Genomic DNA, 21,670 nt, shown 5'->3' on the forward strand with positions numbered 1-21,670 from the left:
GCCTCCATCTGGCGCAGCAGCGCGTTCATTTCGTCGAGCGTCAGACGCCGGTTCGCGCGCACCGCGTGATGGCACGCGAGCGTGCCGAGCAGTTCGTGCTGGCGCTCGGTCAACACGCGTGAACCGCCGAACGCATGCAGGTCGGAGAGAACCGCGCGTGCCAGCGCCTGCAGATCGGCATCTTTCAGCAAGGCAGGTACGGCGCGGATCGCGAGCGTGGTCGGCGACAGCACGGCGAGATCGAAACCTAGTGCGTCCAGCGTGTCGCGTTCTTCTTCTACCGTGCCGATTTCGATCGGATCGGCCTGCATCGTCTGCGGGATCAGCAGCGGCTGCACGGCAATCGTGCGATCGGCCAGTGCGTTCTTGAACTGCTCGTACAGGATGCGCTCGTGCGCGGCGTGCATATCGACAATCACGAGTCCATGCGCGTTCTGCGCGAGCACGTAGATGCCGTGAATCTGGCCGAGGGCGAAGCCGAGCGGTTGCTCGTCTGAGGCATTGAAGGCAGGCGATGCGTAGGGCTCTGAGGTGTTGTACGGAGACGGTGCGTCTGCAGCCGAGTCGCGCGCTTCGAACAGCGTGGCGCCTTCTGCTGTGCCGGTGTTCGTGTCTCTACGGCCGAAAAGCGCATCGCAGAACGCCAGCGGTTGCGCAACTGGCAGCGTGCCTTGCGTCATGCGCGCCTGGCGCATCCAGGTATTGCCTGGCTGCGATGAACCGAATCCGCTATTGAAGCCGCCACCAAGGCCGCCTGCGCTGGTCCCCGCGCCCATGCCGGCACCGAAGCCCGCGCCGCTTCCCACACCCGCGCCACCGAGTGGCGTCGCCCCAAACGAAGCAGGTCCCACCGACGCTTCCAGATGCGCCGCATGCCCACCTGCGGTTGTTTCCGGCGACGCGCCCGCATGTCGCGCCAACGCGCGCTGCACAGCGTGGAACACAAACTGGTGAATCGAACGGGAATCGCGAAACCGCACTTCGATTTTCGACGGATGCACGTTCACGTCGACCGCTTCTGGCGGCAAATCGAGAAACAGCACGTAGGACGGGTAGCGGTCGCCGTGCAGCACGTCTTCGTAGGCGGCGCGCACGGCGTGTGTGAGCAGCTTGTCGCGCACGAACCGGCCATTGACGAAGAAATATTGCTGATCGGCGCGCCCGCGGCTCGCGGTCGGCAGGCCGGCGCAGCCATAGACGGCGAGCGGTCCAGCGGATTCGTCGAGCGGCAAATGCGCCGTCGCAAAGGTTTCGCCGAGAATCTTGGCGACCCGCACGGGCGGCTCGCTGGCGTTCCAGTGTTCGACCGCCTTACCGTTATGCAGGACCGAAATCGCCACATCTGGTCGCGCCAACGCAGCGCGGCGAATCTGTTCGAGGCAATGGCCGAGTTCGGTCTGCTCGCTTTTCAGGAATTTGCGGCGTGCGGGCGTGTTGAAGTACAGCTCGCGGACTTCGATCGTGGTGCCCTGGGTGCCGGCGGCGGGACTCAGCACACCGGTTTGCGCATCGACGCGCACGGCGTGCGGGGCCTCGGCGGTCCGGCTCGTGATGGCCATCTGCGCTACCGACGCAATCGACGCCAGCGCTTCGCCTCGAAACCCCAGCGTGGCGACCGCTTCCAGTTCGGCGAGCGAGCGGATCTTGCTGGTCGCGTGACGCATCAGCGCGAGCGCGAGTTCGTTTTCGGGGATACCGCAGCCGTCGTCGGTGATCGAAATGCGTTTGACGCCGCCTTCGTCGAGCAGGATACGCAGCGTCGGCGCGCCGGCGTCGAGCGCGTTTTCCAACAATTCCTTGACCACCGAGGCTGGCCGTTCGACCACTTCGCCGGCGGCAATCTGGCTGATCAGCTGATCCGGAAGGGGCAGGATCGCCCGCAACGGGCGTGGGACGGGCACGGCGGCGGAAACTGCGGCCGCGTCGGTGGTGCTGGCAGGCGTTTCGGAGAATTCTGACATGGCCAAATTATAGCGATTCGGCGCGAGCAGGCCGGATGCTGGTCAAAGGCATAGATCGCCGCTGTCTTGCGGCCGGCGACAGCCGAACTGCCGGACTGACGCAAGGCGTCGAAATCGTCCGGCACGGCAGATTTTTAATCGCACCCGGGCACTTTCGGTATCATGACGCGGTCAATTTCCGGCAGCGAGCACGCGTTCGCTGCTCGTCGCCCGCAAGGCTGCTCACGCGGCCGTTCCCGCCACGCTCACATTCGCTTAATAAAGGACGCTTTTTGGACACGCTGCTACAGTTCGCCAACCTTGTCTTGCACATCGACAAGTTTCTGGGAGTCTTTATTCACGAGTACGGCGCCTGGGTCTACGCGGTGCTGTTTCTGATCGTGTTCTGTGAAACCGGGCTGGTCGTTCTGCCGTTCCTGCCTGGCGATTCGCTGCTGTTCATCGGCGGTGCCTTTTGCGCGACCGGTGAAATGAACCTCGGTCTGCTGATCGTGCTGCTGCTCGTCGCAGCGGTCACTGGCAACACGGTGAACTACATGATCGGGCGGTCCATCGGGCCTCGGGTGTTCAATTCACGCATCCCTTTTCTCGAGCGCTTCCTCGACCGCACCGCGCTGCAGAAGACTCATAACTTCTATGAAAAGCATGGCGGCAAAACCATCGTGCTGGCGCGTTTCATTCCGGTGGTACGGACTTTTGCCCCGTTCGTTGCCGGCGCCTCGGAGATGACGATTAGCCGGTTCCAGTTGTTCAACATCCTCGGTGCGTTGTTTTGGGTGTTGCTGCTGGTGTTGCTCGGTTACTTTTTCGGCAACATTCCGTTCATCCGGCAGTATCTGAATCTGATCGTGCTGGTCGGTATCGGCGCGGCCGTGGTGCCGGTTGTGCTGGGTGCGGTATGGAAAATGACGCGCAAGAACGCGTCCAAGGCCGGCAGCCGCTGAGGCACCAGGTCGTGCGACGCATGACAAAAAAACGGCGTCGCGAATCTCGCGACGCCGTTTTTATTTTGCGGTCCTGATTCCGGTGAGTCGGACTGCGGAAGTTGTGAGCAAGCTTGTCGCCTTAGCAGCGAGTCATGACCTGTGGGGCACCGACCTGAATCTCGGTCGTGCTCACGTCACCGCACGCGGCGCAAGTGGCGTTTCCGGAGTCGGATAACCGGCTTCCTTGAAGGTCTGAACGATCGCACGATTGGTGTCGAAGTAGACCTGCCAGTAATGCTCATTGCTGGTGTAGGGTCGCACGCACAACAACGGTCCTTCCGGCGTAAAGCTCAGCACTTCGATATCCGGCGCCGGGCTTTCGACCACGTTTGGAATCTTCGTGACGGCCGTCTTCAGCCGACTCATTGCATCAGTCGGGTCGACGCCGTTGGCGATCTTCGCTGTCAACTCGACACGCCGCACCGGCAGTATGCTGTAATTCGAGATCGTGTCGGAGAAAATCTTGTTGTTGCCGACGATGGTCGTCACGTTGTCCGGCGTCACGATTGTCGTGCCGAACAGCCCCAACTCCGAGACCGTGCCGGTAACGCCGCCTGCCGTGACAAAATCACCCACCTTGAACGGCCGTAGCACCTGCATGAAGATGCCTGCCGCGAAGTGGGCGAGCAAGCCGCCCCACGCAGTGCCGATTGCGAGACCGAGGCCGGCGAGCAAGGCGGCGAACGAGGTAGTCTGGACGCCGAACACTTGCAGGATCGCAAGGATCAGCATCAGGTTCAGCAGTGCGCCGAGAATCGAACCGAGGTAATGAGCGAGCGTTGGATCGACGCGGCCGTTTTTCGATAGCAGTTTGCGAAGCAAGCCGGTGATCAGGCCAATGACCCAGCGGCCGACGATCCACAACACGATCGCGCCAAGTACCTTGGTGCCGAGGTCGATGCCTCGGGTCATGATGAACACGCGTACGGTTTCGAGATCCAAGATGTTCCTCGTTGGTTAAGTTGCCTTCGACTGATTGAACGGCGGTAGCGCAATACAGCGGCAAATACCCGGTGGCGGGCGCAAACGGTAACTCTCGGTCTTCGGAAGTTATAGGCGACGGCGCGCCCATACGCAAGGTCCGTTCCTGATGATGATGCGGATTGCGTGAGAGGAGAAAACGGACCGCATATTACGGCGCTCTGGAAGGGTGAGGCGTGCCTTTCCTGGGGGTCTTGGAGCGCCCTCGGCGCCCTTTGGCACGCACTCGTGTCGTGGGTTTGTCGCCGACGAAATCTCGTGTCCGGGCCGTGTGGAATTACATCGGCAGATGTGATTCGGAATACGGGGACGTGCGAATGATCAGGGTGTGTTCGTTGTTAGCTTTGACGGGGCGCGTGCGACGTGCCGCGTACCGCCACGCCAATGCGGCAATGGCTGCCAGCACGTACGCGCTGGCGCGCTCGAAGAATGCGCTCGACATGCTGAACTTGCCATAGCGGCTCTGCGCATCGGCGAAGACGAGAAAGGTCAGTGCGGCATCGAGCAGCAAGGCGGCCGAAGCCAGCGCGACGAAAATGTGTGCGCCATTGAGCGCGGCGTCGGGTACGAGCCGGTTGCACAGATGACACGCGATCAGCACGATAGTCAGCAAAGCAAGGTTCGAGACGAGGTCGAACAGAAAATTGGACATGTTGACGAAATGAAGGTGCAGGGATCTGTGGCGTTGCCAGAGCGTCTGCGCACGCAGCGTTGCAGCGTGATTCGCAGAACCGGCGGCGATCATTGCACGTCTTTATGTCTCAATAAATATCAATGTTCGGAGTCCGTTGTATCTGTTCCGTATCGAAGAGACGTGATGTAAGAGGAGGCGCGTGGTCGCGTAGGTCATTGTGATTTGCGCTGTGAGAATGTTCCGCACCGTACGAAAGGCCGCAGCGATGGCAAGTGCTGCTGCCTGCATGATCAAAAGTGATACGAAAGGCCAACTTGCAGCGTCGGATACCATCGGTAAGGCGAAGCCTTGTCCCTCAGTTGTTGCAAGCCGGTCGCAATAATCTCCTGGCTCATCGCAGGACCCGCGACCTGAGCAAGGGCTGGTGACAACGTATAGGACGAGTGCGGTAAGCCATAAGCGACGCCGAGATCGACCACCAGGCCAAATCCTTTGGCCGCGGGTTGCAGGCCGTAGCCCACCCCCAGATAAGGCATCACGGTCGGGTACTTGACGGTGGCGGTCGCATACTCGCCCGGAAAGACGGGTGTGGTCTTCCCTTTGAATGTGTAGGTGCCGTTCGTGGGGACGGAATTGCCGCTGACCTCATCGTCCGTGAAGCGAAGACCGGCGGTGACGCGTAACCCGTTATTCGACCACGGGAACAGATCGCCGTAGAGGCCGCCCTGGCGAAGCCGCACGCCATCGGCATAGCGATTTCCGCCCACCGTAAAGTCATGCGAGAAGTTGATTGCATTGAAGTCCGCGTGCATGCCGAACCAGGACGTGACGTTCAGCGCGGCGCCGATGCCGACACCGAGCGTCCCGCCCTCCAGGAATACTTCCTGAGCGTGCGATGTTTCGATCGAGATCGCCAAACCTACTACCCAGATTACTTTTGCAGTGTTCATGGGCGTCCCCTGGGCGGTCGGGCAGCGGGGTCGTTTGGCCTGGCAGCCCTGTCTTATGGTCTTTTTTGGGGTGCTCGTCCGGCACCGTGAAGCGATCATGCTTGCGTAAGACGCGGGCGGTCTGTGGGGTGTCGAACTATTCGTGGGATGGAGCGGGGAGGCGGCGCGGGCCGCAAAAAGAAAAGGGCTTGCGACGCTGACGCGTGCAAGCCCTTGAATCTTTTGGTAGGCCGTACGGGATTCGAACCTGTGACCAACGGATTAAAAGTCCGCTGCTCTACCAGCTGAGCTAACGACCCAAAAGAGAAGCGAAATTATAGCGATAGCACCTATGAGCTGTCAACCCATGGTGGTTAGTCGAGCTATCCGCACTTCAGATAGTGAAAAGCCCGGGGTATTGCTACCCCGGGCTTTCCAGCGAGAGGCGCGCGTGACTGCTTATTTAGAAACTGCACGGCCACTGCGCGTTACATCAACCGCTAAACCTTGTACGACTACTTGATCTGCGACAGCTTGCTCTGAGCCGACTGCGCGACGTCCGAGCCGCTATACTGCGCGACGATCTGCTCCAGCGTCTTCTTGGCCGCAGCCTTCTGGCCTTGCTCGAGCTGATTGTTCGCAATCGCGAGCAGCGCGTCCGGTGCACGCGGATGCTGCGGGTAGTTCTTCACCACACCTTGCCAGGTCGCCGTCGAGCCCTTGTAGTCACGCAGCGCATACAGCGCGTTGCCGAGCCAGTACTGCGCGGTCGGCTGGTAAGGGCTGTTCGGAAACTTGGAGATGAAGCTACGGAACGACGCCGCCGCATTCTTGAAGTCACCGTTGCGGAACTGCTGGGAAGCCGCATTGAACGAATCGGTTTCACCCGGCTGCACCTCGCCCTGGACGCCGTCTACCGTCTGTTGCTGCGGCTCGAATTTCTTCAGCCGCGTGTCCAGATCGGTGTAGTAGTCCTTCTGCTGTTTTTGCAGCGTGGTGAGTTGGTTGCCCATATCTTCGTTCTGCCCACGCAACGTCGCGACCTGCTGATTCAGCTGATCGAGGCGGTTGGACTGATCGAGGATCGTGCGCTGTGCGGCCGACAGTTGGCTCGACAGGCTATCGGTCTTGGAACGCAGATCGAGAATGGCCTGACGGGCCTGATCGTCGTCGAACATGCCCGCGTGCGCGGGCACAGCCGCGAAGGCCGTGCCCGCAACGCAGGCCGCTGCGGCAAACCGCAGCCAGGAGAAACGATACGTCATTCGGCTTATCACCCGTTACTTACTGTTGGTACACGAGGTCGGCGCGGCGGTTTTGTGCCCACGACGATTCGTCATGACCGGTCGCTTGCGGCTTTTCCTTGCCGAGGCTCACGGCTTCCATTTGCGAGTCCGTCACGCCCATCAGCGACAGCGAACGACGCACAGCTTCAGCACGCTTCTGGCCGAGTGCCAGGTTGTACTCGCTGGTGCCGCGTTCGTCGGTATTGCCCTGGATCAGGACGTGACGTTGCGGATGGCTCTTCAGGTATTGCGAGTGTTGTTGCAGCAGCGATTGATAGTCGTCCTTGACCGAGTAGCTGTCGAAGTCGAAGTAGATGCTGCGCTTGGCGAGCGGGCTGTTCGGATCGTTCAGCGGATCGACGTTGACCTGGGCGACATCGGTCGGATTCGGTTGCGTCGAAACTGCACCACCCTTGTTAGCGTTTTCGTCGAGCTTGACGCCCGAGTGACACGCGGCCAATGCACCGACCATCAATACGGCAAACGCGAAACGAAGTTTTGACATCATTTTGTTACTCTCCTTGTGTTGTTGCATCAACGTTACTGCATAAACGGGCCCCAGGATGGCTCGCGTACGCTGCCACCCTGAACGGACAGGACCTGCCGAGTGCGACCGTCGGTCGATACTGCGGCCAACACGCCACGGCCGTTCACCTGAGTGGCGTAAAGAATGTACTGACCGTTCGCCGCGAAGCTCGGCGATTCGTCATGTGTGGTGTCCGTCAGACCCGTGGCCGTATTGCCTTGCAGGTCCTGGATATAGAGCTTGAATGCGCCGCCGACACGCGAGATGTAAGCGAGCTGCTTGCCGTCCGGGCTGACGCGCGGGCTGGTGTTGTAGTTGCCCGTGAAGGTCACTCGTTGCGCGGCGCCGGCGTTTTCGCCTTGGGCCGACATCTTGTAGATCTGCGGCTGGCCGCCACGGTCGCTGGTGAAATAGATCGACTGGCCGTCAGGAGAGAAACACGGTTCAGTGTCGATCGAGCTGCCTTGCGTCAGGCGCCGCAGGCCGCTGCCGTCCGCATTGACGGCGAAAATCTGCGTGTTGCCGGTGCGCGAGAGCGCGACGGCCAACGTGCGGCCATCCGGCGACCACGCCGGCGCGCTGTTGTTACCCTTCTGGTCCGATACGACCACGCGACGGCCCGTAGGCAGATCGTGGATGTAGACGATCGGCTTCTTCTTTTCAAACGAAACGTAAGCGACCTTGGTGCCGTCAGGCGACCATGCGGGCGAGATGATCGGCTCGGGGCTCGACAGCGCGATGTGCGCGTCCTGGCCGTCCGAATCGGAAATCTGCAATTGGTAGCGGCCGCCCGTCTTGATGACGTACGAAAGGCGTGTGGCGAACACACCGCGGCCGCCCATCAGCTTTGCGTAGATATAGTCCGCGACCTTGTGCGCACTCATGCGCAAGCCGCTTTCCGGGCTCACGAGCACGAGGCCACCCAGGCTTTCGCCCTTGACCGTGTCATACAGCTTGAAGCGCACTTCGTACTGGCCGTTCGGCAGGCGGTTCACGCTGCCGGACACGAATGCGTTGGCGCCCTTGGCCTTCCAACTGCCTAGGTCGACGGAATCGGTTTCGGCGACCGGCGTGCTGCCCGCGTCGATATTCGTGAATTTTCCGCTGCGTTGCAGATCCTGACGCACGATCGTGCTGACCTGCTGCGGCGAGTTCGCTTCATTGGCGAAATTCGCCGTTGCGATCGGAAACTGGGTGGACCCGACGCCTGTCACGAGGACGTTGAGTTGTGCGTGGGCGGCGCCGCCGACGGCGATCAGGCACGATGCTACAAGTGTCCGCAGGCCTAGCTTGGTCATCAAACTCATGCTGAATGGTTTCCCCAAAACGGTTTTACTAACACTTCATGACAGCAGAGAGACCCGAAAACAACTAATTCGTTCCCGGGCGCGCCGCGCTGGGCGGGGCGCCGCGTCTGCTGTCAACTGATTGTCAAACGGTTGCAATCAACTTGCCGGGCGCAACGTAATCTTGAAGCTGGTCGGCGTCTTCCCATCGATATCCTGAGGCATCGGATTGGAACGCTGGACCGCCCGCAGTGCCGCATCGTCCCACGCCTGGTTGCCACTGCTGCGCGAGATCTGCGCATCCAGCAGTGTGCCCGTCGGCGAGCAGCGTACGGAGATGACGGTCTCCAGACCTTCCGTTTCGCCACCCCACGAGATGTTCGGGCGCACCACACGACGCACCTTGTCCGCGTAACCCGGCGATGTCGCCGTGCCACCCGAGCCGCTGCCCGTGCCGCTCTTTGCAAGCCCATTGCCGCTCGAGCTTTCGCCCGCCGAACCTTGCATCTGGGCAAGCCGCGCCCGGCGTTCCGCATCGAGCTTCTTTGCTTGAGCCGCAGCATCGGCCTGGGCCTTTGCCTTCGCCGCTTTCTGCGCATCAGCCTTCTTTTGCGCGTCGGCTTGGGCCTGCTCTTGCTGCTGTTGTTCTTTCAACTGCTGCTGCTTTTGCTGATCGGCCAATTGCTGCTGCTTCTGTTTATCGGCCTGCTGTTGTTGCAACTGTTTCTGCTTGATCGCCGCTGCTTTTTGCGCGGCGAGTTGCGCTGCCTGATCGGCCGCCAGTTGCTGCTGACGCTTCGCGTCGGCTTCCTGCTGGGCTTGCAGCTTCTGCTGACGCTGTTGCTCGGCGAGTTGTGCCTGGCGTGCCGCTTCCTGTTGCTGGCGTTTCTTTTCCTGCAACGCGATGTCGGCCTGTTCGTCCGGCAGCGGCGGGGCAGGGGCTACGGGCGCGGGCGGCGGAGGTGGCTGGCGCGGGATGGCCGTATCGGGCACCTCGGTCCACAGTTCGGCTTCCGCGCCGGCTGGCGTGCTGTTCTGCCATTGAATGCCGTGATACAGGAAGAATCCGAGCAGCGCATGCATTACCAGCGCGAACGCAAAGGCTCGCCCGGTGCCGCGTTCACGCGGTGGCTGGAGCGGGTATTCGGAATTCTTGCGGATCATTGCGATTTGACGAGCAGTCCAACGCGCTTGACGCCCTGAGCTTTCAGCTCGGACATCACATTCATCACGACTTCGTACTTCACTGTCTTGTCAGCAGCGATCACGACCGGCTGGTCGGGATGAGATTGCGCGCGGTCGGCGATGAAGCCGTTCAGGTCGGCCTTCGTCATGTTTTCCTGTTGCTGCGCGCCCGCATCGTCCTTGTATTTGACGCTCATGTTGCCGTCCGCGCGGATATTGACGATCACAGGCGGGGTCTGCTGCTGCGGCGCAGCACCGCCGACGGTCGGCAGATTGACGATCGACGGGGCGACGAGCGGCGCAGTCACCATGAAGATCACGAGCAGCACGAGCATCACGTCGATATACGGCACGACGTTGATGTCGGCCATCGCGCGGCGCTGACGGGAGCCGCGCATGCTGGAGGAAGAGCCTGCCATCGTGGACTCCTTACTGTGCCTGACGCTGCAAGATGTTCGAGAACTCTTCGATGAAGGTCTCGAAGCGGATCGCCAGACGATCAATGTCGTGCGCGTAGCGGTTGTAGGCGACCACGGCCGGAATCGCGGCGAACAGGCCGATTGCGGTAGCGGTCAGCGCTTCAGCGATGCCCGGAGCCACGTTCGCAAGCGTAGCTTGCTGCACGTTGGCGAGGCCGCGGAACGCATTCATGATCCCCCACACCGTGCCGAACAGACCGATATACGGGCTGACCGAGCCGACCGACGCGAGAAACGCCAGATTTGCCTCGAGCACGTCCATTTCACGCTGGAACGCAGCGCGCATGGCACGGCGCGCGCCGTCGAGAATCGCGCCTGAATCGTTAAGGCGTTTTTCCTTGCCCTTCAGGAATTCGCGCATGCCGGACTCGAAAATCCGTTCCAGTGCGCCGATCGTGTGGCGGTTGTTCGCGGCGCTCTGATAGAGCGCCTGCAGATCGCCACCCGACCAGAAATCGCGTTCGAAGCGTTCCGTTTGCGCGCGGGCCCGGCGGATCGCAAACCACTTGCGGAAGATAAAAGTCCACGACAACAGCGACAGCAGAAGCAGTAGCGCCATGACGGCCTGCGCCAGCAGGCTCGCATTGAGTACGAGTGAAACGATCGACAGATCTTGTGTAGTGTTCATAAAGGTTCGTTTTAACGTCCCGGAAGGGGGCGTCCGGCTGCAAGGTCACTCGAAGCTTGCCGTGAGCAAAACGGAAGCATCGGCGATATTGCAAGCCGAACCATGCTTTGTGTTGCTTGATCGATATGAGTTCACTGGCCCCGTAACAACGGGGTTCAGTCGTTGTCCGTTGACATGCCGCCATCGTTCCCCCTCGGTCCGCGCCGCAGAGCAGCGAGAACCGGCGGAGGAATCGCGGCCGGCCGCAGCGCAATGCGGTCGACGCAGCCGACCCGGATGCACCCGGAAGCAAGCAGCGTGCCGTCACGCCACGCTTCCTGCGCAAAATCGACAGATGCGCGGCCAAGACGCTCGATTCGACTTACCACGTTGACGACGTCGTCGAGCCGGGCCGGCGCCCGATAGTCGGCTGCGGTGCTGCGGACGATGAAGATCGCGTCCGCTTCGTCGGCGAGCCGGTTCTGGTCCACGCCACACGCGCGCAGCCATTCGGTGCGCGCCCGCTCAAAAAACTTCAGGTAATTCGCGTAAAACACGATGCCGCCGGCGTCGGTATCTTCGTAATACACGCGGATTGGCCACGTGAAGCCGATTTCCGTGCCGGGCTGGCTGGGCGACATATTCATGCGGCGCATTTTACCGGAACGCACACCCCGAGGTCTGTTTCAAGATGTGCGCCCCGCCTGGCGGGCCTCAGCTGGAGTTTCAACCGCGATGAACCGACAAAGCGGAGAACGATTGGGCCACCGGCATCAGCTCGATCGTGTTGATGTTGACGTGGACAGGCCGGGTGGCGACCCAGTAGATCGAGTCGGCGATATCTTCGGGTGTCAACGCTTGTACGTTTTCGTACATTTTGGCCGCTTTTTCATCATTTCCGCGAAAACGCACGTTCGAGAACTCGGTGCCGCCGCACAGGCCCGGCTCGATGTTGGTCACGCGCAATGCCGTGCCGGCTAGATCAGCACGCAGATTCAGGCTGAACTGGTGCACGAACGCCTTGGTGGCGCCATAGACGTTGCCGCCCGCGTACGGCCAGCTTCCGGCCGCCGAACCCAGATTGAAAATGTGGCCGCGGTTGCGCTCCACCATGCCGGGCAGGAGGGCATGCGTGATCTGCACGAGGCCCGTGCAGTTGGTCTCGATCATGGTGTTCCATTCGTCCAGACTCGCCTTTTGCGCCGGCTCGACGCCGAGCGCGAGGCCGGCGTTATTGACGAGCACGTCGAGCGCGGCGAAATCGGCGGGCAGCGAGGCCGGCACGGCTTCGACGGCGGCGCGGTCCCGCACGTCGAGCTCATACGGCAGAAGGGCGTCGCCGAGTTCGTCGGCGAGCGCCTGCAGGCGGTCCTTACGGCGCGCGGTGGCGACGACACGATGGCCGCCCTTGACGAAGGCGCGAGCGATAGCGGCGCCGAATCCCGCGGACGCTCCGGTGACGAACACGATCATTGCAGTTCCCTGGTTGGTAGGAGAGAAAGGCCCCAAGCCTACTTCCAATGCGGCGCTGCGGCAAGGATCAACCAGCCGTACGAGCGGCTGTGGAAGGGACGCGAAACGGGTTCCGGGTGTGCTTTCGTCAGATGTTTGCGCGCGGCTCGGGACGATGCCATAACCGGCTTCCCGAGCGCCCACCGGGCCTACAGGAAGCCGGTTGCCTATTCGATCCGCTTCCAATAAACTAACGCGCTCATCCCTGCGTGACTGGCGATAGAACCGATTCAAGCAATCGGGTTCAAGGTGGAACAACCCACCGTGAAGCGCAGGGTGCCGTTTTGCCGTTCGCCTGGGCAGCCGTGATCCGCGCGCATTTATCTGCGCTGTCGGTGGCTGTCCTGCCTCGCGTGTGCGGCGACTCTCTATCCGCCACGTCAGGGCTGGCCCAGCCGCCAGCAGCGCTGCGTACCCTCTACGCAAGATTCGGCGCACGATCCGGTCAACCTGAACACACTCAACGGAATCCGTATGTTTGATAGAGCCCAAAGCACCATCGCCAACGTCGATCCTGAACTCTGGAAGGTCATCGAGCAGGAAAACCGCCGTCAGGAAGAGCACATCGAACTGATCGCGTCGGAAAACTACACGAGCCCGGCCGTGATGGCTGCGCAAGGCTCGCAACTCACGAACAAGTACGCTGAAGGGTATCCGGGCAAGCGCTACTACGGCGGCTGTGAATATGTCGACATCGCCGAGCAGCTGGCGATCGACCGTGTCAAGCAACTGTTCGGCGCCGAAGCCGCCAACGTGCAGCCGAACTCCGGTTCGCAGGCGAACCAGGGCGTGTTCTTCGCCATGCTTAAGCCGGGCGACACGATCATGGGCATGAGCCTCGCGCACGGCGGTCACTTGACGCACGGTTCGCCGGTCAACATGTCGGGCAAGTGGTTCAACGTGGTGAGCTACGGCCTGAACGAAGCCGAAGACATCGACTACGACGCGGCTGAAAAGCTTGCACAAGAACATAAGCCGAAGCTGATCGTGGCCGGCGCGTCGGCGTTTTCGCTGCGCATCGACTTCGAACGGATGTCGAAGATCGCCAAGTCGGTCGGCGCATATTTCATGGTCGACATGGCGCACTATGCCGGCCTGATCGCCGCGGGTGTCTATCCGAACCCCGTGCCGCACGCCGACTTCGTCACCACGACCACGCACAAGAGCCTGCGCGGCCCGCGCGGCGGCGTGATTCTGATGAAGGCAGAGTTCGAAAAGCAGATCAACTCGGCAATTTTCCCGGGCATTCAGGGTGGTCCGCTGATGCACGTGATCGCCGGCAAGGCCGTCGCGTTCAAGGAAGCGCTGTCGCCGGAGTTCAAGACGTATCAGCAGCAAGTCGTCGAGAACGCGCGCGTGCTGGCTGAAACGCTGGTCAAGCGCGGTCTGCGCATCGTGTCGGGCCGTACCGAAAGCCATGTGATGCTGGTCGACCTGCGCGCGAAGAAGATCACCGGCAAGGCAGCGGAAGCTGCGCTCGGCGCGGCGCACATCACGGTCAACAAGAACGCGATTCCGAACGACCCGGAAAAGCCGTTTGTCACAAGCGGTGTGCGTCTCGGTTCGCCGGCTATGACCACGCGTGGCTTCGGCGTCAAGGAAGCGGAGCAAGTGGGTAATCTGATCGCTGACGTGCTGGACAATCCGGAAGACGCAGCCACGATCGAGCGTGTGCGTGCGCAGGTCGCGGAGTTGACCCAGCGCTTCCCGGTTTATCGCTAAGCCACCATGCACTGCCCCTTCTGCCGTCATGCCGATACGCAAGTTGTGGATTCCCGCGTATCCGAAGACGGCGCGACGATTCGCCGGCGCCGCCGCTGCCCGGCCTGCGACAAACGTTTCACGACGTATGAGCGGGTCGAGCTGGCGTTGCCGTCGGTCGTCAAGAAGGATGGCAGCCGCACGGAATTCGATCGCCGCAAGATCGTCGCAAGCATGCAACTGGCGCTGCGCAAGCGTCCGGTAGCAGCGGACGCGATCGACGCGGCAGTTGCCCGCATCGAGTACCAACTGCTCGGCAGCGGCGAGCGTGAGGTGCGCAGTGAGCGCCTCGGCGAACTCGTGATGAACGAGTTGCGTGCGCTCGATACGATTGCCTATGTTCGTTTCGCTTCTGTCTACCGGCGCTTCGAAGACGTCTCCGAATTCGAAGACGTGATCGAAGAATTTCGCCGTGCCTCTTCTCCTCCCAAGCCGACCCGCAAGCGCTGATTGCTGTCGCGCCTGAAGTTGTACCCCAGCTTCTATTTCCCGCCGCGTTGATTCGCGCATCTGCATCTCCGCTCCCGTTATGGTTCGTCACGCGTGCATTTTTGCGCGGGACAGCGTCTGAGTGCCACCTGGCCATTCGGCCGATTGCTGACCCGTTTGTGAATCGCTAGATTGACTGCATTCTTTGAAACGATCAGGGATGCAGATGAAATGGGATGCAGTCTGTTTGCGGCCGCGCCGCGGCTTTACGCTTGTCGAAACGCTGGCTGTTGTCACGCTGCTGGCAATCATTGCGGTGATGGCCACGCCGTCGTTCGTTGCGTGGCATCTGCGGGACCAGGTCGACGCGCGTGCGAAAGCGCTCGCTTCGACGCTCACCTATGCACGCAGTGAAGCTTTGCGCCGCGGTGCGCGCGTCACAGTGTGCCGAATCGACGCAGCGCGGCATTGTCTTGCCGTAGGACAAGCTTGCGGCAACGGCGTCACCGACTGGTCGTGCGGCTGGGCCATATTGGCCGACCGGGATGGCACGCTCTCGCTACTGCGCGCGCATCCCTTGCTCGCGGCGGTCAGTATCACGGGGACGCAGACAAATCTCACGTTTACGCCGCCAGCGGGGCAATTGATCGGCACCTTTCGCAGCTTTGATATCGCGCCGCGCGTGCCGTCGAAAGCGACTCAGGGCGACAAGTGGCGGCGCTGCATCCGCATTGCGGCGGGTGGGCGCGCGCGGATTGTCGAAGGCGCATGTGGAGTAGCATCGTGAGCCGATATCCGTCGAATCCACGGGCACGCAGTTGTTCGGCAACGCGCGTGACAAGGCATAGAGGCAGTTCGCTGATTGAAGTGATGCTGGCCGTTGCCCTGATGGCGGTGACGGCGCTCGGCTTGATCGCCGGTCAATTGTGGATTGCGCGCGAAGCCCGTGGGATGGCGATGCGCGAGCACGCCGCATGGATAGCCGATTCCGTCGCCGAAGCGATGCGCGAGCCCTCAGCAGGCGACTCTGCAATCAGGCAATGGAGCGCACGTGCAACGGCCCTGTTGCCACACGGCGAAGCATCAGTAGCGGAAAGCGGCGGTGTGTCCATAGCACGTGTCACGTGGACGGCGCTACGTGACATGCCGCGTGCCGACGATGTCATCGACAAGCCCGAGTCGTGCGGTGCTGCGGATATTCCTACGGGCTCCTCCTGCATTGCCCTGGCGTTCGCAAAATGACGCAACGTATGTATCTCGCGCGTGGCCATACGCTCGTTGAGTTTGTGATCGCAATTGCGCTAGGGTTGGTGGTGACCGTTGGCGCGGTCTCACTTTATACAACGCAGCGCAACGTGTTTGAGCGCTCGACCGATGCGATGCGGATCCGCGAAGCAGGCCTGACCGCGCTGACGCTGATGGGCCAGCAACTTCAGATGGCCGGCTTCGTGCCAGCGGACGTCGTGAGGTTCAATCGTCCGCCGCCGTTGTTCGGTTGTTCTGGCGGCCGCCCGACCGGTGCGGACGACGCAGTTGCCTGCGAGGCCCTACCGAGCCGCTCGGACGGCATCGCGGTTCGTTATGTCGGGGACAACGTTTCGACGTGGCCGTCAACCACCGGCCAATCAACCGACTGCCTTGGCCAGGCTGTAGCGAACAACAATGCGGCACTCGGCGGGCAGGGCGTGTTGGTGGTCAACCGGTACTTCGCCAGGGTCAGCGGGTCGACAGGCGAGCCGGAACTTTACTGTGAAGGCAATGGCAAGGCGGGGTCCGCGCAGCCGCTGGTCGAAGGCGTCGAAAGTGTGCGACTCAAGTATTGGCTGGCCGGTGGGCAGACCGCAATAGATGCGACGGCGGTGACGGCCGATCGATGGGCAAAGATCGTCGCCGTCGATCTCTGCGTGCTCGTCCGTGGGGCTCCGGGAGGACGGCGCGTGCGCTACGTCGATTGCGATGGTGTGAGCGCACTTGGCACCGATATGCGGGCGCGCCAGGCTTTCTGGCGGCGGGTAGCGATACGCAATCACGCGGAGGATTCCCTGTGACACGAGGACCTTGCAATGCAATTCCCCGTGCGGCGTCGGCTCGGCGAAATCCAGATGTTCATGCTGCGATAGTAGGCGGAAGCGGGGAGCACACCATGCAGCCGGAGCGCCCAGGTATGCCAAATACGCAGTGCCGTCTCGTGCGAGTGACTCACGGAGTGCACCGGGGACGCTTCGTTTGCAGGGGACGCTCGCTGCGCCGCGAGCAACCGGGACATTTGGCAGGTCTTATCCGCACCGGTCGCGGATCGCGCGCTCGCAATGGCGGCACCGTCCTGCCGATCGTTCTGCTGATTTCCGCGATGATGCTGACCACCTCAGCGGCCTGGTTCGAGACATCGCTTGCGGCGGCGCGCGGTGCCGGCAACGTGCGCGACTATTTGCAGGCATTTCATGCCGCGGATTCAGCGCTGACCTTATGCGCCCGGAGCGTGGTCGCCGCGGCAGCTTTCGAGTCGCAGCCCGTGGCGTTACTACCACCCGGCGAGCCTGCGCAATGGAAGCACGAAGCCGCGTTCGATGCCGGCGCCGTCGCGCCCGTCGCGCGATGGCCCGGATCGCTGCGAGCGCCGCAGTGTCTGATCGAAGCGTGGCGTCTGGGAACTCGCGCCGATGCACGAGCCTATTTACTGACTTCGCGTGGCTTCGGCCGGACCAAAGAGTCGCAGGTGTGGTTGCAGATGGAACTCGTGATCACAGGCGAGCAGATCGAACGCCATTGGCGCCGCGTCGCTGCGCGCCCATTTTGACGGGAGGCTTATGACAAGGCCGCACACATCCGCATTTACGCTACTGGAACTGATGATCGCGCTGGCGATAGCTGCGACGCTGGTCGTGTTTGCCGTTCCCTCGTACCGGAGCCATGTCGCGCGGACCCACCGGATCGACGCGGCGTCCGCACTTTATCGGGCAGCGCAATTCGTCGAGGGATCGGCAAGCGATGGCACCGCGACATTGCCACCGGGTCTGGATCAGGCGCCGCAATTCGGCACGCCAATCTACCGGTTGCACGTGCTGCCGCCGGACGACGCGAACGGCGGCTATTCGGTAGAGGCCGCACCGATCGAAATCGGCCCTATGCGCGACGATGCTTGCGGTATCTTCACCCTGGATGCAACCGGGCTGAGAGGCAATAGAGGCGGCGCGAACGGTACTGCGCCGGCAAGCGGCGAATGCTGGAATACGAGCTAGCGCTACTGGAGAACGCGGTTTCGGCGAGTTGAAGCGTGCTGGCGCTTCAGTAACCGCTATCGACGGCCTTTTCCCTGTCGTCGGTAGAGGCTGCGGATTCATTCTTCATCTGCTGCCAGATTCGATACGCTTCCCAGCCGGCAAGCGCAAGGCCGCCCCACTTGAGCGTGGGTTTTGCACCCGCTGCAATGGTTGCGCGCAGCGGCTTGGCCAACACCAGCGAAGCGATCGAACTGATGAGCGGGTACTGTTTGAGGAGCGCGCCGATACTCCCTGCGTTGAGGAAATGCGCCTTCGATCCAGTGCCCATACGCATGCCACCGAAGCCCGGCAGAATGAATTTGAGCCAGCTGAAGTGCGTGACTGCCTGCCGCAATTCGATGGTCGCCTGGGCAAGTTCCATGCGCTCGACATCCGCGCGCACCAGCAGCAATTCCTTGCGCAGCGCTCGCAGGTGCGGCGCACTCAGATCTTTGGCATGGTGGCGCTTGTTGCGGAAGGCGGTATCGGAATGGCTTTGGCTCATGGCGTGTCGGCGGCAGTGGAAGTGGGGCGGTACATCAGTGCTGCAAATCGCTCGATGTGCTTGCTAATGCTAAGGATCCGGGAAGGCGCAGGGCGTTTGAGGTACGCGCATGACCTTGTTATCCCTGCTGTATCACGGTTTGCGGAACAGGTCGCGGTCTTTTTCGAACTCAGCAAGGGTGGCTTCGAACACTATTGGAGCATTGCGCAAACCGCTGCGCGCTTTCAGTGCGCAGGCTATTCCTGCAATGGCATAGACCGCCGTGATGCTGGCGAGCGCTTGCCATCGGTAGGTGTCCCAGAACGCGATGGCGATCAGCGCCGTTAACGCGATCAAGGCCATCGTTGCGAGCATCATGGCCGCGAGGCCGAGGAACAGCACGCCGATCAGACGGTCTTTTTCTTCGGCGAGTTCGATGCCGACCAGTTCAAGCCGCGTTTGCAGAATGGCAAACACGGATCCGATGATGCGGCGCAACGGACTATGTTCGCCGTGCTGCGATTGTGTTTCTATCGTCATGGCTTTGGGCGTTGCGCGTGAAGACCTAACCGGCGCGTGAAAACGAGCGCGCCAAGAGAAGCAGACCGGCCATACGCGCGCCGGTCAACTCGATTCGCTGATGCGCCGGACGCGATGCGCCCGGCACCATCATCCGTGTTACTTACGGTTGATCAACAGCCCCAGCAATACGCCGGCGCCCGCGGCGATGCCGATGGATGCCCACGGATGCTCATGCACGTAGTCGTCAGTAGCGCGTGCGGCCTTCTTGCCTTTCTCGACCACTACGACCTGGACGTCAGCCGCCTTTTCTCTGGCCTGTTTCAGGCGCGTAAGCGCCGTTTCACGCAGTTCCGAAGCGCGCTCGCCAGTGGCGCTCGCGGCCTGTTTCAGCAAATCTTCAGCGTCCGCGAGGACGGTTTTGATATCCGACATCAATCTCTCCTTGTTGACTTCCGACATTGACAGCTCCCCTTCGTCTCACGCTACGCGTGAATCGTAACCAAAGAAACGGCCGCTGGCGAGCGCAACGCTCGATTCATGAAAATGAACGCATGAACCGTTCCTGGTTGGAGCAAAGCTTTAAAACCCCACCTCTGCTGCGCCCTGCAGCAAAGTTTGCCTAATATGGAGTTGATCTGTCCCGCAAAGTTTCCACTAAATCGGTGAAAATTACAAAAACGCATAAAGTAGTGACGCGATGTTCGTTCGTTATGTACGGTCACTCCCGTATGCTGTACTTTGGTTGGGCGCGCTTTAGCAGAGCGTCGCGCGCGAACGCTCGCGCAGAATGTCCGAATACAATCAAAGGAGCTGCATCATGAGTCTACGTCTTGGCGACATCGCACCGGATTTCGAACAGGAGTCGAGTGTCGGCCGCATCAAGTTCCACGAATGGCTGGGCGATAGTTGGGGCGTGCTGTTTTCGCACCCTGCCGATTTCACGCCGGTCTGTACGACCGAGCTGGGTTTGACGGCGAAGCTGGCCGGCGAATTCGAAAAGCGCAATGTGAAGACGATTGCGTTGTCAGTCGACAGCGCAGAGTCTCACAAGGAATGGATCAAGGACATTAACGAGACGCAAGCAGCCAATGTCGGCTTCCCGATTCTCGCCGACGGGGACCGCAAGGTCGCTGAGTTGTACGACATGATCCACCCGAACGCCAACGAAACGCTCACGGTTCGGTCGCTATTCGTGATCGATCCGAAGAAGAAAGTGCGTTTGATCATTACGTATCCGGCCAGCACCGGGCGCAACTTCGATGAAGTGCTGCGCGTGATCGACTCGCTGCAACTCACTGACAATCACTCGGTCGCCACGCCCGGTAACTGGAAGCAGGGCGACGACGTGGTGATCGTGCCGTCGTTGAAGGACGAAGAAGTCATCAAACAGAAATTCCCGAAGGGCTACAAGGCACTACGCCCTTACCTACGTATGACACCGCAGCCGAACAAGTAAGCGGCTGATGCGCCACGAAGCGCGCCGTTAGCCTCACCGCGGCGCAGCAACAAAAAAAGCCGGTTCAAAAGAACCGGCTTTTCCTTTTCTACTTTTCGATTCGGCCGCCAAGACGACACACCACGAAACACCGCCATCGAAGCAATCAGCGCATCAGAAAAACGCCTGAATCCCCGTCTGCGCGCGCCCGAGAATCAGCGCGTGAATGTCGTGCGTACCTTCGTACGTGTTCACGACTTCCAGATTGACCAGATGCCGCGCGATACCGAACTCGTCCGAGATACCGTTGCCGCCGAGCATGTCACGCGCGAGCCGTGCAATGTCCAGCGCCTTGCCGCACGAATTGCGCTTCATGATCGACGTAATTTCGACGGCGGCTGTGCCTTCGTCTTTCATGCGGCCGAGACGCAAAACGCCTTGCAGGCCGAGCGTGATTTCGGTTTGCATGTCGGCGAGCTTTTTCTGGATCAACTGGTTCGCGGCGAGCGGCCGGCCGAACTGCTTGCGATCCAGCACGTATTGACGCGCCGTGTGCCAGCACGCTTCAGCCGCGCCGAGCGCGCCCCAGGCAATACCGTAGCGCGCCGAATTCAGGCACGTGAACGGACCGCGCAAGCCGCTGACTTCGGGGAAGCGGTTCTCTTCCGGCACGAACACTTCGTCGAGCACGATTTCGCCGGTGATCGAGGCGCGCAAGCCCACCTTGCTATGGATGGTCGGTGCCGACAGTCCCTTCCACCCTTTCTCGAGAATGAAGCCGCGAATCGAATCCTTGCCGTTCTCTTCAAGCTTCGCCCACACGACGAACACGTCGGCAATCGGCGAATTGGTAATCCACATCTTCGAGCCCGACAGCGAATAGCCGCCGTCGACTTTTTTCGCCCGCGTGACCATGCTGCCCGGATCGGAGCCGTGGTTCGGTTCGGTCAGGCCGAAGCAGCCAATCCATTCGCCGGTGGCGAGCTTCGGGAGGTACTTCTGCTTTTGCGCTTCCGAGCCGAATTCGTAAATCGGCACCATGACGAGCGACGACTGCACCGACATCATCGACCGGTAGCCGGAATCGACGCGCTCCACTTCACGCGCGATCAGACCGTACGCCACGTAGTTCAGGCCGGGGCCGCCGTATTGCTCGGGAATCGTCGGACCGAGCAGGCCGAGTTCGCCCATCTCGCGAAAGATCTCGATGTCGGTCTTCTCATGACGGAACGCTTCGAGCACGCGCGGTTGCAGCTTGTCCTGCGAGTAAGCGGCGGCGGCTTCGCGCACCATGCGTTCGTCTTCGGTGAGCTGCTGATCCAGCAGCAACGGGTCTTCCCAGTGAAACTGCGCGGCCTCTGCCATGACGTATCTCCTGATTCCTTACTTGACTAAAACTTGCTCGAG

25 protein-coding genes, 1 tRNA gene and 1 riboswitch are annotated in these 21,670 nt (G+C 61.1%); of the genes, 9 read left to right on the top strand and 17 right to left on the bottom strand.

Annotation, left to right across the window (positions count from 1 at the left end):
* The coding region (gene mutL / locus VFE81_RS28065) for a DNA mismatch repair endonuclease MutL (protein ID WP_325047699.1) at positions 1-1,961 on the bottom strand (1,961 nt) is incomplete at its 3' end.
* A 272-nt stretch (positions 1,962-2,233) separates the two neighbouring features.
* On the opposite strand from mutL, the gene VFE81_RS28070 reads away from it, so the two are divergent.
* A complete protein-coding gene (locus VFE81_RS28070; RefSeq protein ID WP_325047700.1) occupies positions 2,234-2,905 on the top strand; it encodes a DedA family protein in 672 nt (223 codons plus the stop codon).
* 171 nt (positions 2,906-3,076) lie between these two features.
* On the opposite strand, the gene VFE81_RS28075 is transcribed toward VFE81_RS28070, so the two are convergent.
* From VFE81_RS28075 to ydfG, 12 genes are all read right to left on the bottom strand, one after another.
* Positions 3,077-3,889 (bottom strand): mechanosensitive ion channel family protein, encoded by an 813-nt coding sequence (locus VFE81_RS28075; RefSeq protein WP_325047701.1) that lies wholly within the window; start codon positions 3,887-3,889, stop codon positions 3,077-3,079.
* Positions 3,890-4,205: 316 nt separating this feature from the next.
* The gene (locus tag VFE81_RS28080; protein ID WP_325047702.1) at positions 4,206-4,580 is read right to left on the bottom strand and encodes a hypothetical protein; all 375 of its coding nucleotides are present in this window, start codon (positions 4,578-4,580) and stop codon (positions 4,206-4,208) included.
* A 272-nt stretch (positions 4,581-4,852) separates the two neighbouring features.
* Positions 4,853-5,512: a hypothetical protein gene (locus VFE81_RS28085; protein ID WP_325047703.1), complete on the bottom strand. Its 660-nt coding sequence runs from the start codon at positions 5,510-5,512 to the stop codon at positions 4,853-4,855.
* Positions 5,513-5,735: 223 nt separating this feature from the next.
* Positions 5,736-5,811 (bottom strand) — tRNA-Lys (locus tag VFE81_RS28090).
* Between the two features lie 195 nt (positions 5,812-6,006).
* On the bottom strand, positions 6,007-6,756 hold the full coding sequence (gene ybgF, locus VFE81_RS28095) for a tol-pal system protein YbgF (protein WP_325047704.1): 750 nt from the start codon (positions 6,754-6,756) through the stop codon (positions 6,007-6,009).
* A 19-nt stretch (positions 6,757-6,775) separates the two neighbouring features.
* On the bottom strand, positions 6,776-7,285 hold the full coding sequence (pal, locus tag VFE81_RS28100) for a peptidoglycan-associated lipoprotein Pal (RefSeq protein ID WP_172175452.1): 510 nt from the start codon (positions 7,283-7,285) through the stop codon (positions 6,776-6,778).
* Positions 7,286-7,317: 32 nt separating this feature from the next.
* Positions 7,318-8,610: a Tol-Pal system beta propeller repeat protein TolB gene (gene tolB / locus VFE81_RS28105; RefSeq protein WP_325047705.1), complete on the bottom strand. Its 1,293-nt coding sequence runs from the start codon at positions 8,608-8,610 to the stop codon at positions 7,318-7,320.
* A gap of 138 nt (positions 8,611-8,748) precedes the next feature.
* On the bottom strand, positions 8,749-9,753 hold the full coding sequence (gene tolA, locus VFE81_RS28110) for a cell envelope integrity protein TolA (protein WP_325047706.1): 1,005 nt from the start codon (positions 9,751-9,753) through the stop codon (positions 8,749-8,751).
* Entirely contained in the window at positions 9,750-10,193 is a 444-nt protein-coding gene (gene tolR, locus VFE81_RS28115) for a protein TolR (RefSeq protein WP_325047707.1), read from the bottom strand. The genes tolA and tolR overlap by 4 nt, the downstream gene beginning before the upstream one ends.
* A 10-nt stretch (positions 10,194-10,203) precedes the next feature.
* On the bottom strand, positions 10,204-10,881 hold the full coding sequence (tolQ, locus tag VFE81_RS28120; protein WP_012431821.1) for a protein TolQ: 678 nt from the start codon (positions 10,879-10,881) through the stop codon (positions 10,204-10,206).
* A 155-nt stretch (positions 10,882-11,036) separates the two neighbouring features.
* Complete coding sequence (gene ybgC, locus VFE81_RS28125; RefSeq protein ID WP_325047708.1) at positions 11,037-11,516, bottom strand: tol-pal system-associated acyl-CoA thioesterase; 480 nt, start codon at positions 11,514-11,516, stop codon at positions 11,037-11,039.
* 70 nt (positions 11,517-11,586) lie between these two features.
* A complete protein-coding gene (gene ydfG / locus VFE81_RS28130; protein ID WP_325047709.1) occupies positions 11,587-12,333 on the bottom strand; it encodes a bifunctional NADP-dependent 3-hydroxy acid dehydrogenase/3-hydroxypropionate dehydrogenase YdfG in 747 nt (248 codons plus the stop codon).
* A 238-nt stretch (positions 12,334-12,571) separates the two neighbouring features.
* A riboswitch (ZMP/ZTP riboswitch) is annotated at positions 12,572-12,680 on the top strand.
* Positions 12,681-12,846: 166 nt separating this feature from the next.
* Here ydfG and glyA point away from each other — a divergent pair.
* From glyA to VFE81_RS28165, 7 genes are all read left to right on the top strand, one after another.
* A complete protein-coding gene (glyA, locus tag VFE81_RS28135) occupies positions 12,847-14,094 on the top strand; it encodes a serine hydroxymethyltransferase (RefSeq protein ID WP_325047710.1) in 1,248 nt (415 codons plus the stop codon).
* A gap of 6 nt (positions 14,095-14,100) precedes the next feature.
* Positions 14,101-14,583, top strand: coding sequence for a transcriptional regulator NrdR (gene nrdR / locus VFE81_RS28140; RefSeq protein ID WP_280997910.1), 483 nt, complete (start codon positions 14,101-14,103; stop codon positions 14,581-14,583).
* Positions 14,584-14,782: 199 nt separating this feature from the next.
* Positions 14,783-15,349, top strand: coding sequence for a GspH/FimT family pseudopilin (locus VFE81_RS28145; RefSeq protein ID WP_414695674.1), 567 nt, complete (start codon positions 14,783-14,785; stop codon positions 15,347-15,349).
* An 83-nt stretch (positions 15,350-15,432) separates the two neighbouring features.
* On the top strand, positions 15,433-15,804 hold the full coding sequence (locus tag VFE81_RS28150; protein WP_414695677.1) for a hypothetical protein: 372 nt from the start codon (positions 15,433-15,435) through the stop codon (positions 15,802-15,804).
* An 8-nt stretch (positions 15,805-15,812) separates the two neighbouring features.
* Positions 15,813-16,610 carry a PilW family protein gene (locus VFE81_RS28155; protein WP_325047713.1) on the top strand — a complete coding sequence of 266 codons (798 nt, stop codon included), beginning with the start codon at positions 15,813-15,815 and terminating at the stop codon, positions 16,608-16,610.
* Positions 16,611-16,828: 218 nt separating this feature from the next.
* Positions 16,829-17,359, top strand: coding sequence for a pilus assembly PilX family protein (locus VFE81_RS28160; protein ID WP_325047714.1), 531 nt, complete (start codon positions 16,829-16,831; stop codon positions 17,357-17,359).
* A gap of 10 nt (positions 17,360-17,369) precedes the next feature.
* Positions 17,370-17,801, top strand: coding sequence for a type IV pilin protein (locus VFE81_RS28165; RefSeq protein WP_325047715.1), 432 nt, complete (start codon positions 17,370-17,372; stop codon positions 17,799-17,801).
* Positions 17,802-17,847: 46 nt separating this feature from the next.
* On the opposite strand, the gene VFE81_RS28170 is transcribed toward VFE81_RS28165, so the two are convergent.
* From VFE81_RS28170 to VFE81_RS28180, 3 genes are all read right to left on the bottom strand, one after another.
* Positions 17,848-18,327 carry a DUF3318 domain-containing protein gene (locus VFE81_RS28170; RefSeq protein ID WP_325047716.1) on the bottom strand — a complete coding sequence of 160 codons (480 nt, stop codon included), beginning with the start codon at positions 18,325-18,327 and terminating at the stop codon, positions 17,848-17,850.
* A gap of 132 nt (positions 18,328-18,459) precedes the next feature.
* A complete protein-coding gene (locus VFE81_RS28175) occupies positions 18,460-18,846 on the bottom strand; it encodes a phage holin family protein (protein ID WP_325047717.1) in 387 nt (128 codons plus the stop codon).
* Positions 18,847-18,984: 138 nt separating this feature from the next.
* Complete coding sequence (locus tag VFE81_RS28180) at positions 18,985-19,287, bottom strand: DUF883 family protein (protein WP_091796641.1); 303 nt, start codon at positions 19,285-19,287, stop codon at positions 18,985-18,987.
* A 358-nt stretch (positions 19,288-19,645) separates the two neighbouring features.
* Between VFE81_RS28180 and VFE81_RS28185 the strand changes: the two genes are divergently transcribed.
* On the top strand, positions 19,646-20,284 hold the full coding sequence (locus VFE81_RS28185; protein WP_325047718.1) for a peroxiredoxin: 639 nt from the start codon (positions 19,646-19,648) through the stop codon (positions 20,282-20,284).
* A 153-nt stretch (positions 20,285-20,437) separates the two neighbouring features.
* Here VFE81_RS28185 and VFE81_RS28190 read toward each other — a convergent pair whose 3' ends face one another.
* A complete protein-coding gene (locus VFE81_RS28190) occupies positions 20,438-21,628 on the bottom strand; it encodes an acyl-CoA dehydrogenase (protein WP_325047719.1) in 1,191 nt (396 codons plus the stop codon).
* Between the last annotated feature and the right edge of the window lie 42 nt (positions 21,629-21,670).

This window comes from Paraburkholderia sp., from assembly GCF_035656215.1.
Classification (GTDB): domain Bacteria; phylum Pseudomonadota; class Gammaproteobacteria; order Burkholderiales; family Burkholderiaceae; genus Paraburkholderia.

Coding starts and splice junctions, on each gene's coding strand:
- VFE81_RS28150 (WP_414695677.1), top strand. CDS start 15,433: ATGCTGGCCGTTGCCCTGATGGCGGTGACGGCGCTCGGCTTGATCGCC.
- VFE81_RS28165 (WP_325047715.1), top strand. CDS start 17,370: ATGACAAGGCCGCACACATCCGCATTTACGCTACTGGAACTGATGATC.
- VFE81_RS28180 (WP_091796641.1), bottom strand. CDS start 19,287: ATGTCGGAAGTCAACAAGGAGAGATTGATGTCGGATATCAAAACCGTC.
- tolQ (WP_012431821.1), bottom strand. CDS start 10,881: ATGAACACTACACAAGATCTGTCGATCGTTTCACTCGTACTCAATGCG.
- VFE81_RS28145 (WP_414695674.1), top strand. CDS start 14,783: ATGCAGATGAAATGGGATGCAGTCTGTTTGCGGCCGCGCCGCGGCTTT.
- VFE81_RS28155 (WP_325047713.1), top strand. CDS start 15,813: ATGTATCTCGCGCGTGGCCATACGCTCGTTGAGTTTGTGATCGCAATT.
- ydfG (WP_325047709.1), bottom strand. CDS start 12,333: ATGATCGTGTTCGTCACCGGAGCGTCCGCGGGATTCGGCGCCGCTATC.
- nrdR (WP_280997910.1), top strand. CDS start 14,101: ATGCACTGCCCCTTCTGCCGTCATGCCGATACGCAAGTTGTGGATTCC.
- ybgF (WP_325047704.1), bottom strand. CDS start 6,756: ATGACGTATCGTTTCTCCTGGCTGCGGTTTGCCGCAGCGGCCTGCGTT.
- VFE81_RS28175 (WP_325047717.1), bottom strand. CDS start 18,846: ATGACGATAGAAACACAATCGCAGCACGGCGAACATAGTCCGTTGCGC.
- ybgC (WP_325047708.1), bottom strand. CDS start 11,516: ATGCGCCGCATGAATATGTCGCCCAGCCAGCCCGGCACGGAAATCGGC.
- glyA (WP_325047710.1), top strand. CDS start 12,847: ATGTTTGATAGAGCCCAAAGCACCATCGCCAACGTCGATCCTGAACTC.
- tolR (WP_325047707.1), bottom strand. CDS start 10,193: ATGGCAGGCTCTTCCTCCAGCATGCGCGGCTCCCGTCAGCGCCGCGCG.
- VFE81_RS28170 (WP_325047716.1), bottom strand. CDS start 18,327: ATGAGCCAAAGCCATTCCGATACCGCCTTCCGCAACAAGCGCCACCAT.
- VFE81_RS28190 (WP_325047719.1), bottom strand. CDS start 21,628: ATGGCAGAGGCCGCGCAGTTTCACTGGGAAGACCCGTTGCTGCTGGAT.
- tolA (WP_325047706.1), bottom strand. CDS start 9,753: ATGATCCGCAAGAATTCCGAATACCCGCTCCAGCCACCGCGTGAACGC.
- tolB (WP_325047705.1), bottom strand. CDS start 8,610: ATGAGTTTGATGACCAAGCTAGGCCTGCGGACACTTGTAGCATCGTGC.
- VFE81_RS28085 (WP_325047703.1), bottom strand. CDS start 5,512: ATGAACACTGCAAAAGTAATCTGGGTAGTAGGTTTGGCGATCTCGATC.
- VFE81_RS28080 (WP_325047702.1), bottom strand. CDS start 4,580: ATGTCCAATTTTCTGTTCGACCTCGTCTCGAACCTTGCTTTGCTGACT.
- pal (WP_172175452.1), bottom strand. CDS start 7,285: ATGATGTCAAAACTTCGTTTCGCGTTTGCCGTATTGATGGTCGGTGCA.
- VFE81_RS28185 (WP_325047718.1), top strand. CDS start 19,646: ATGAGTCTACGTCTTGGCGACATCGCACCGGATTTCGAACAGGAGTCG.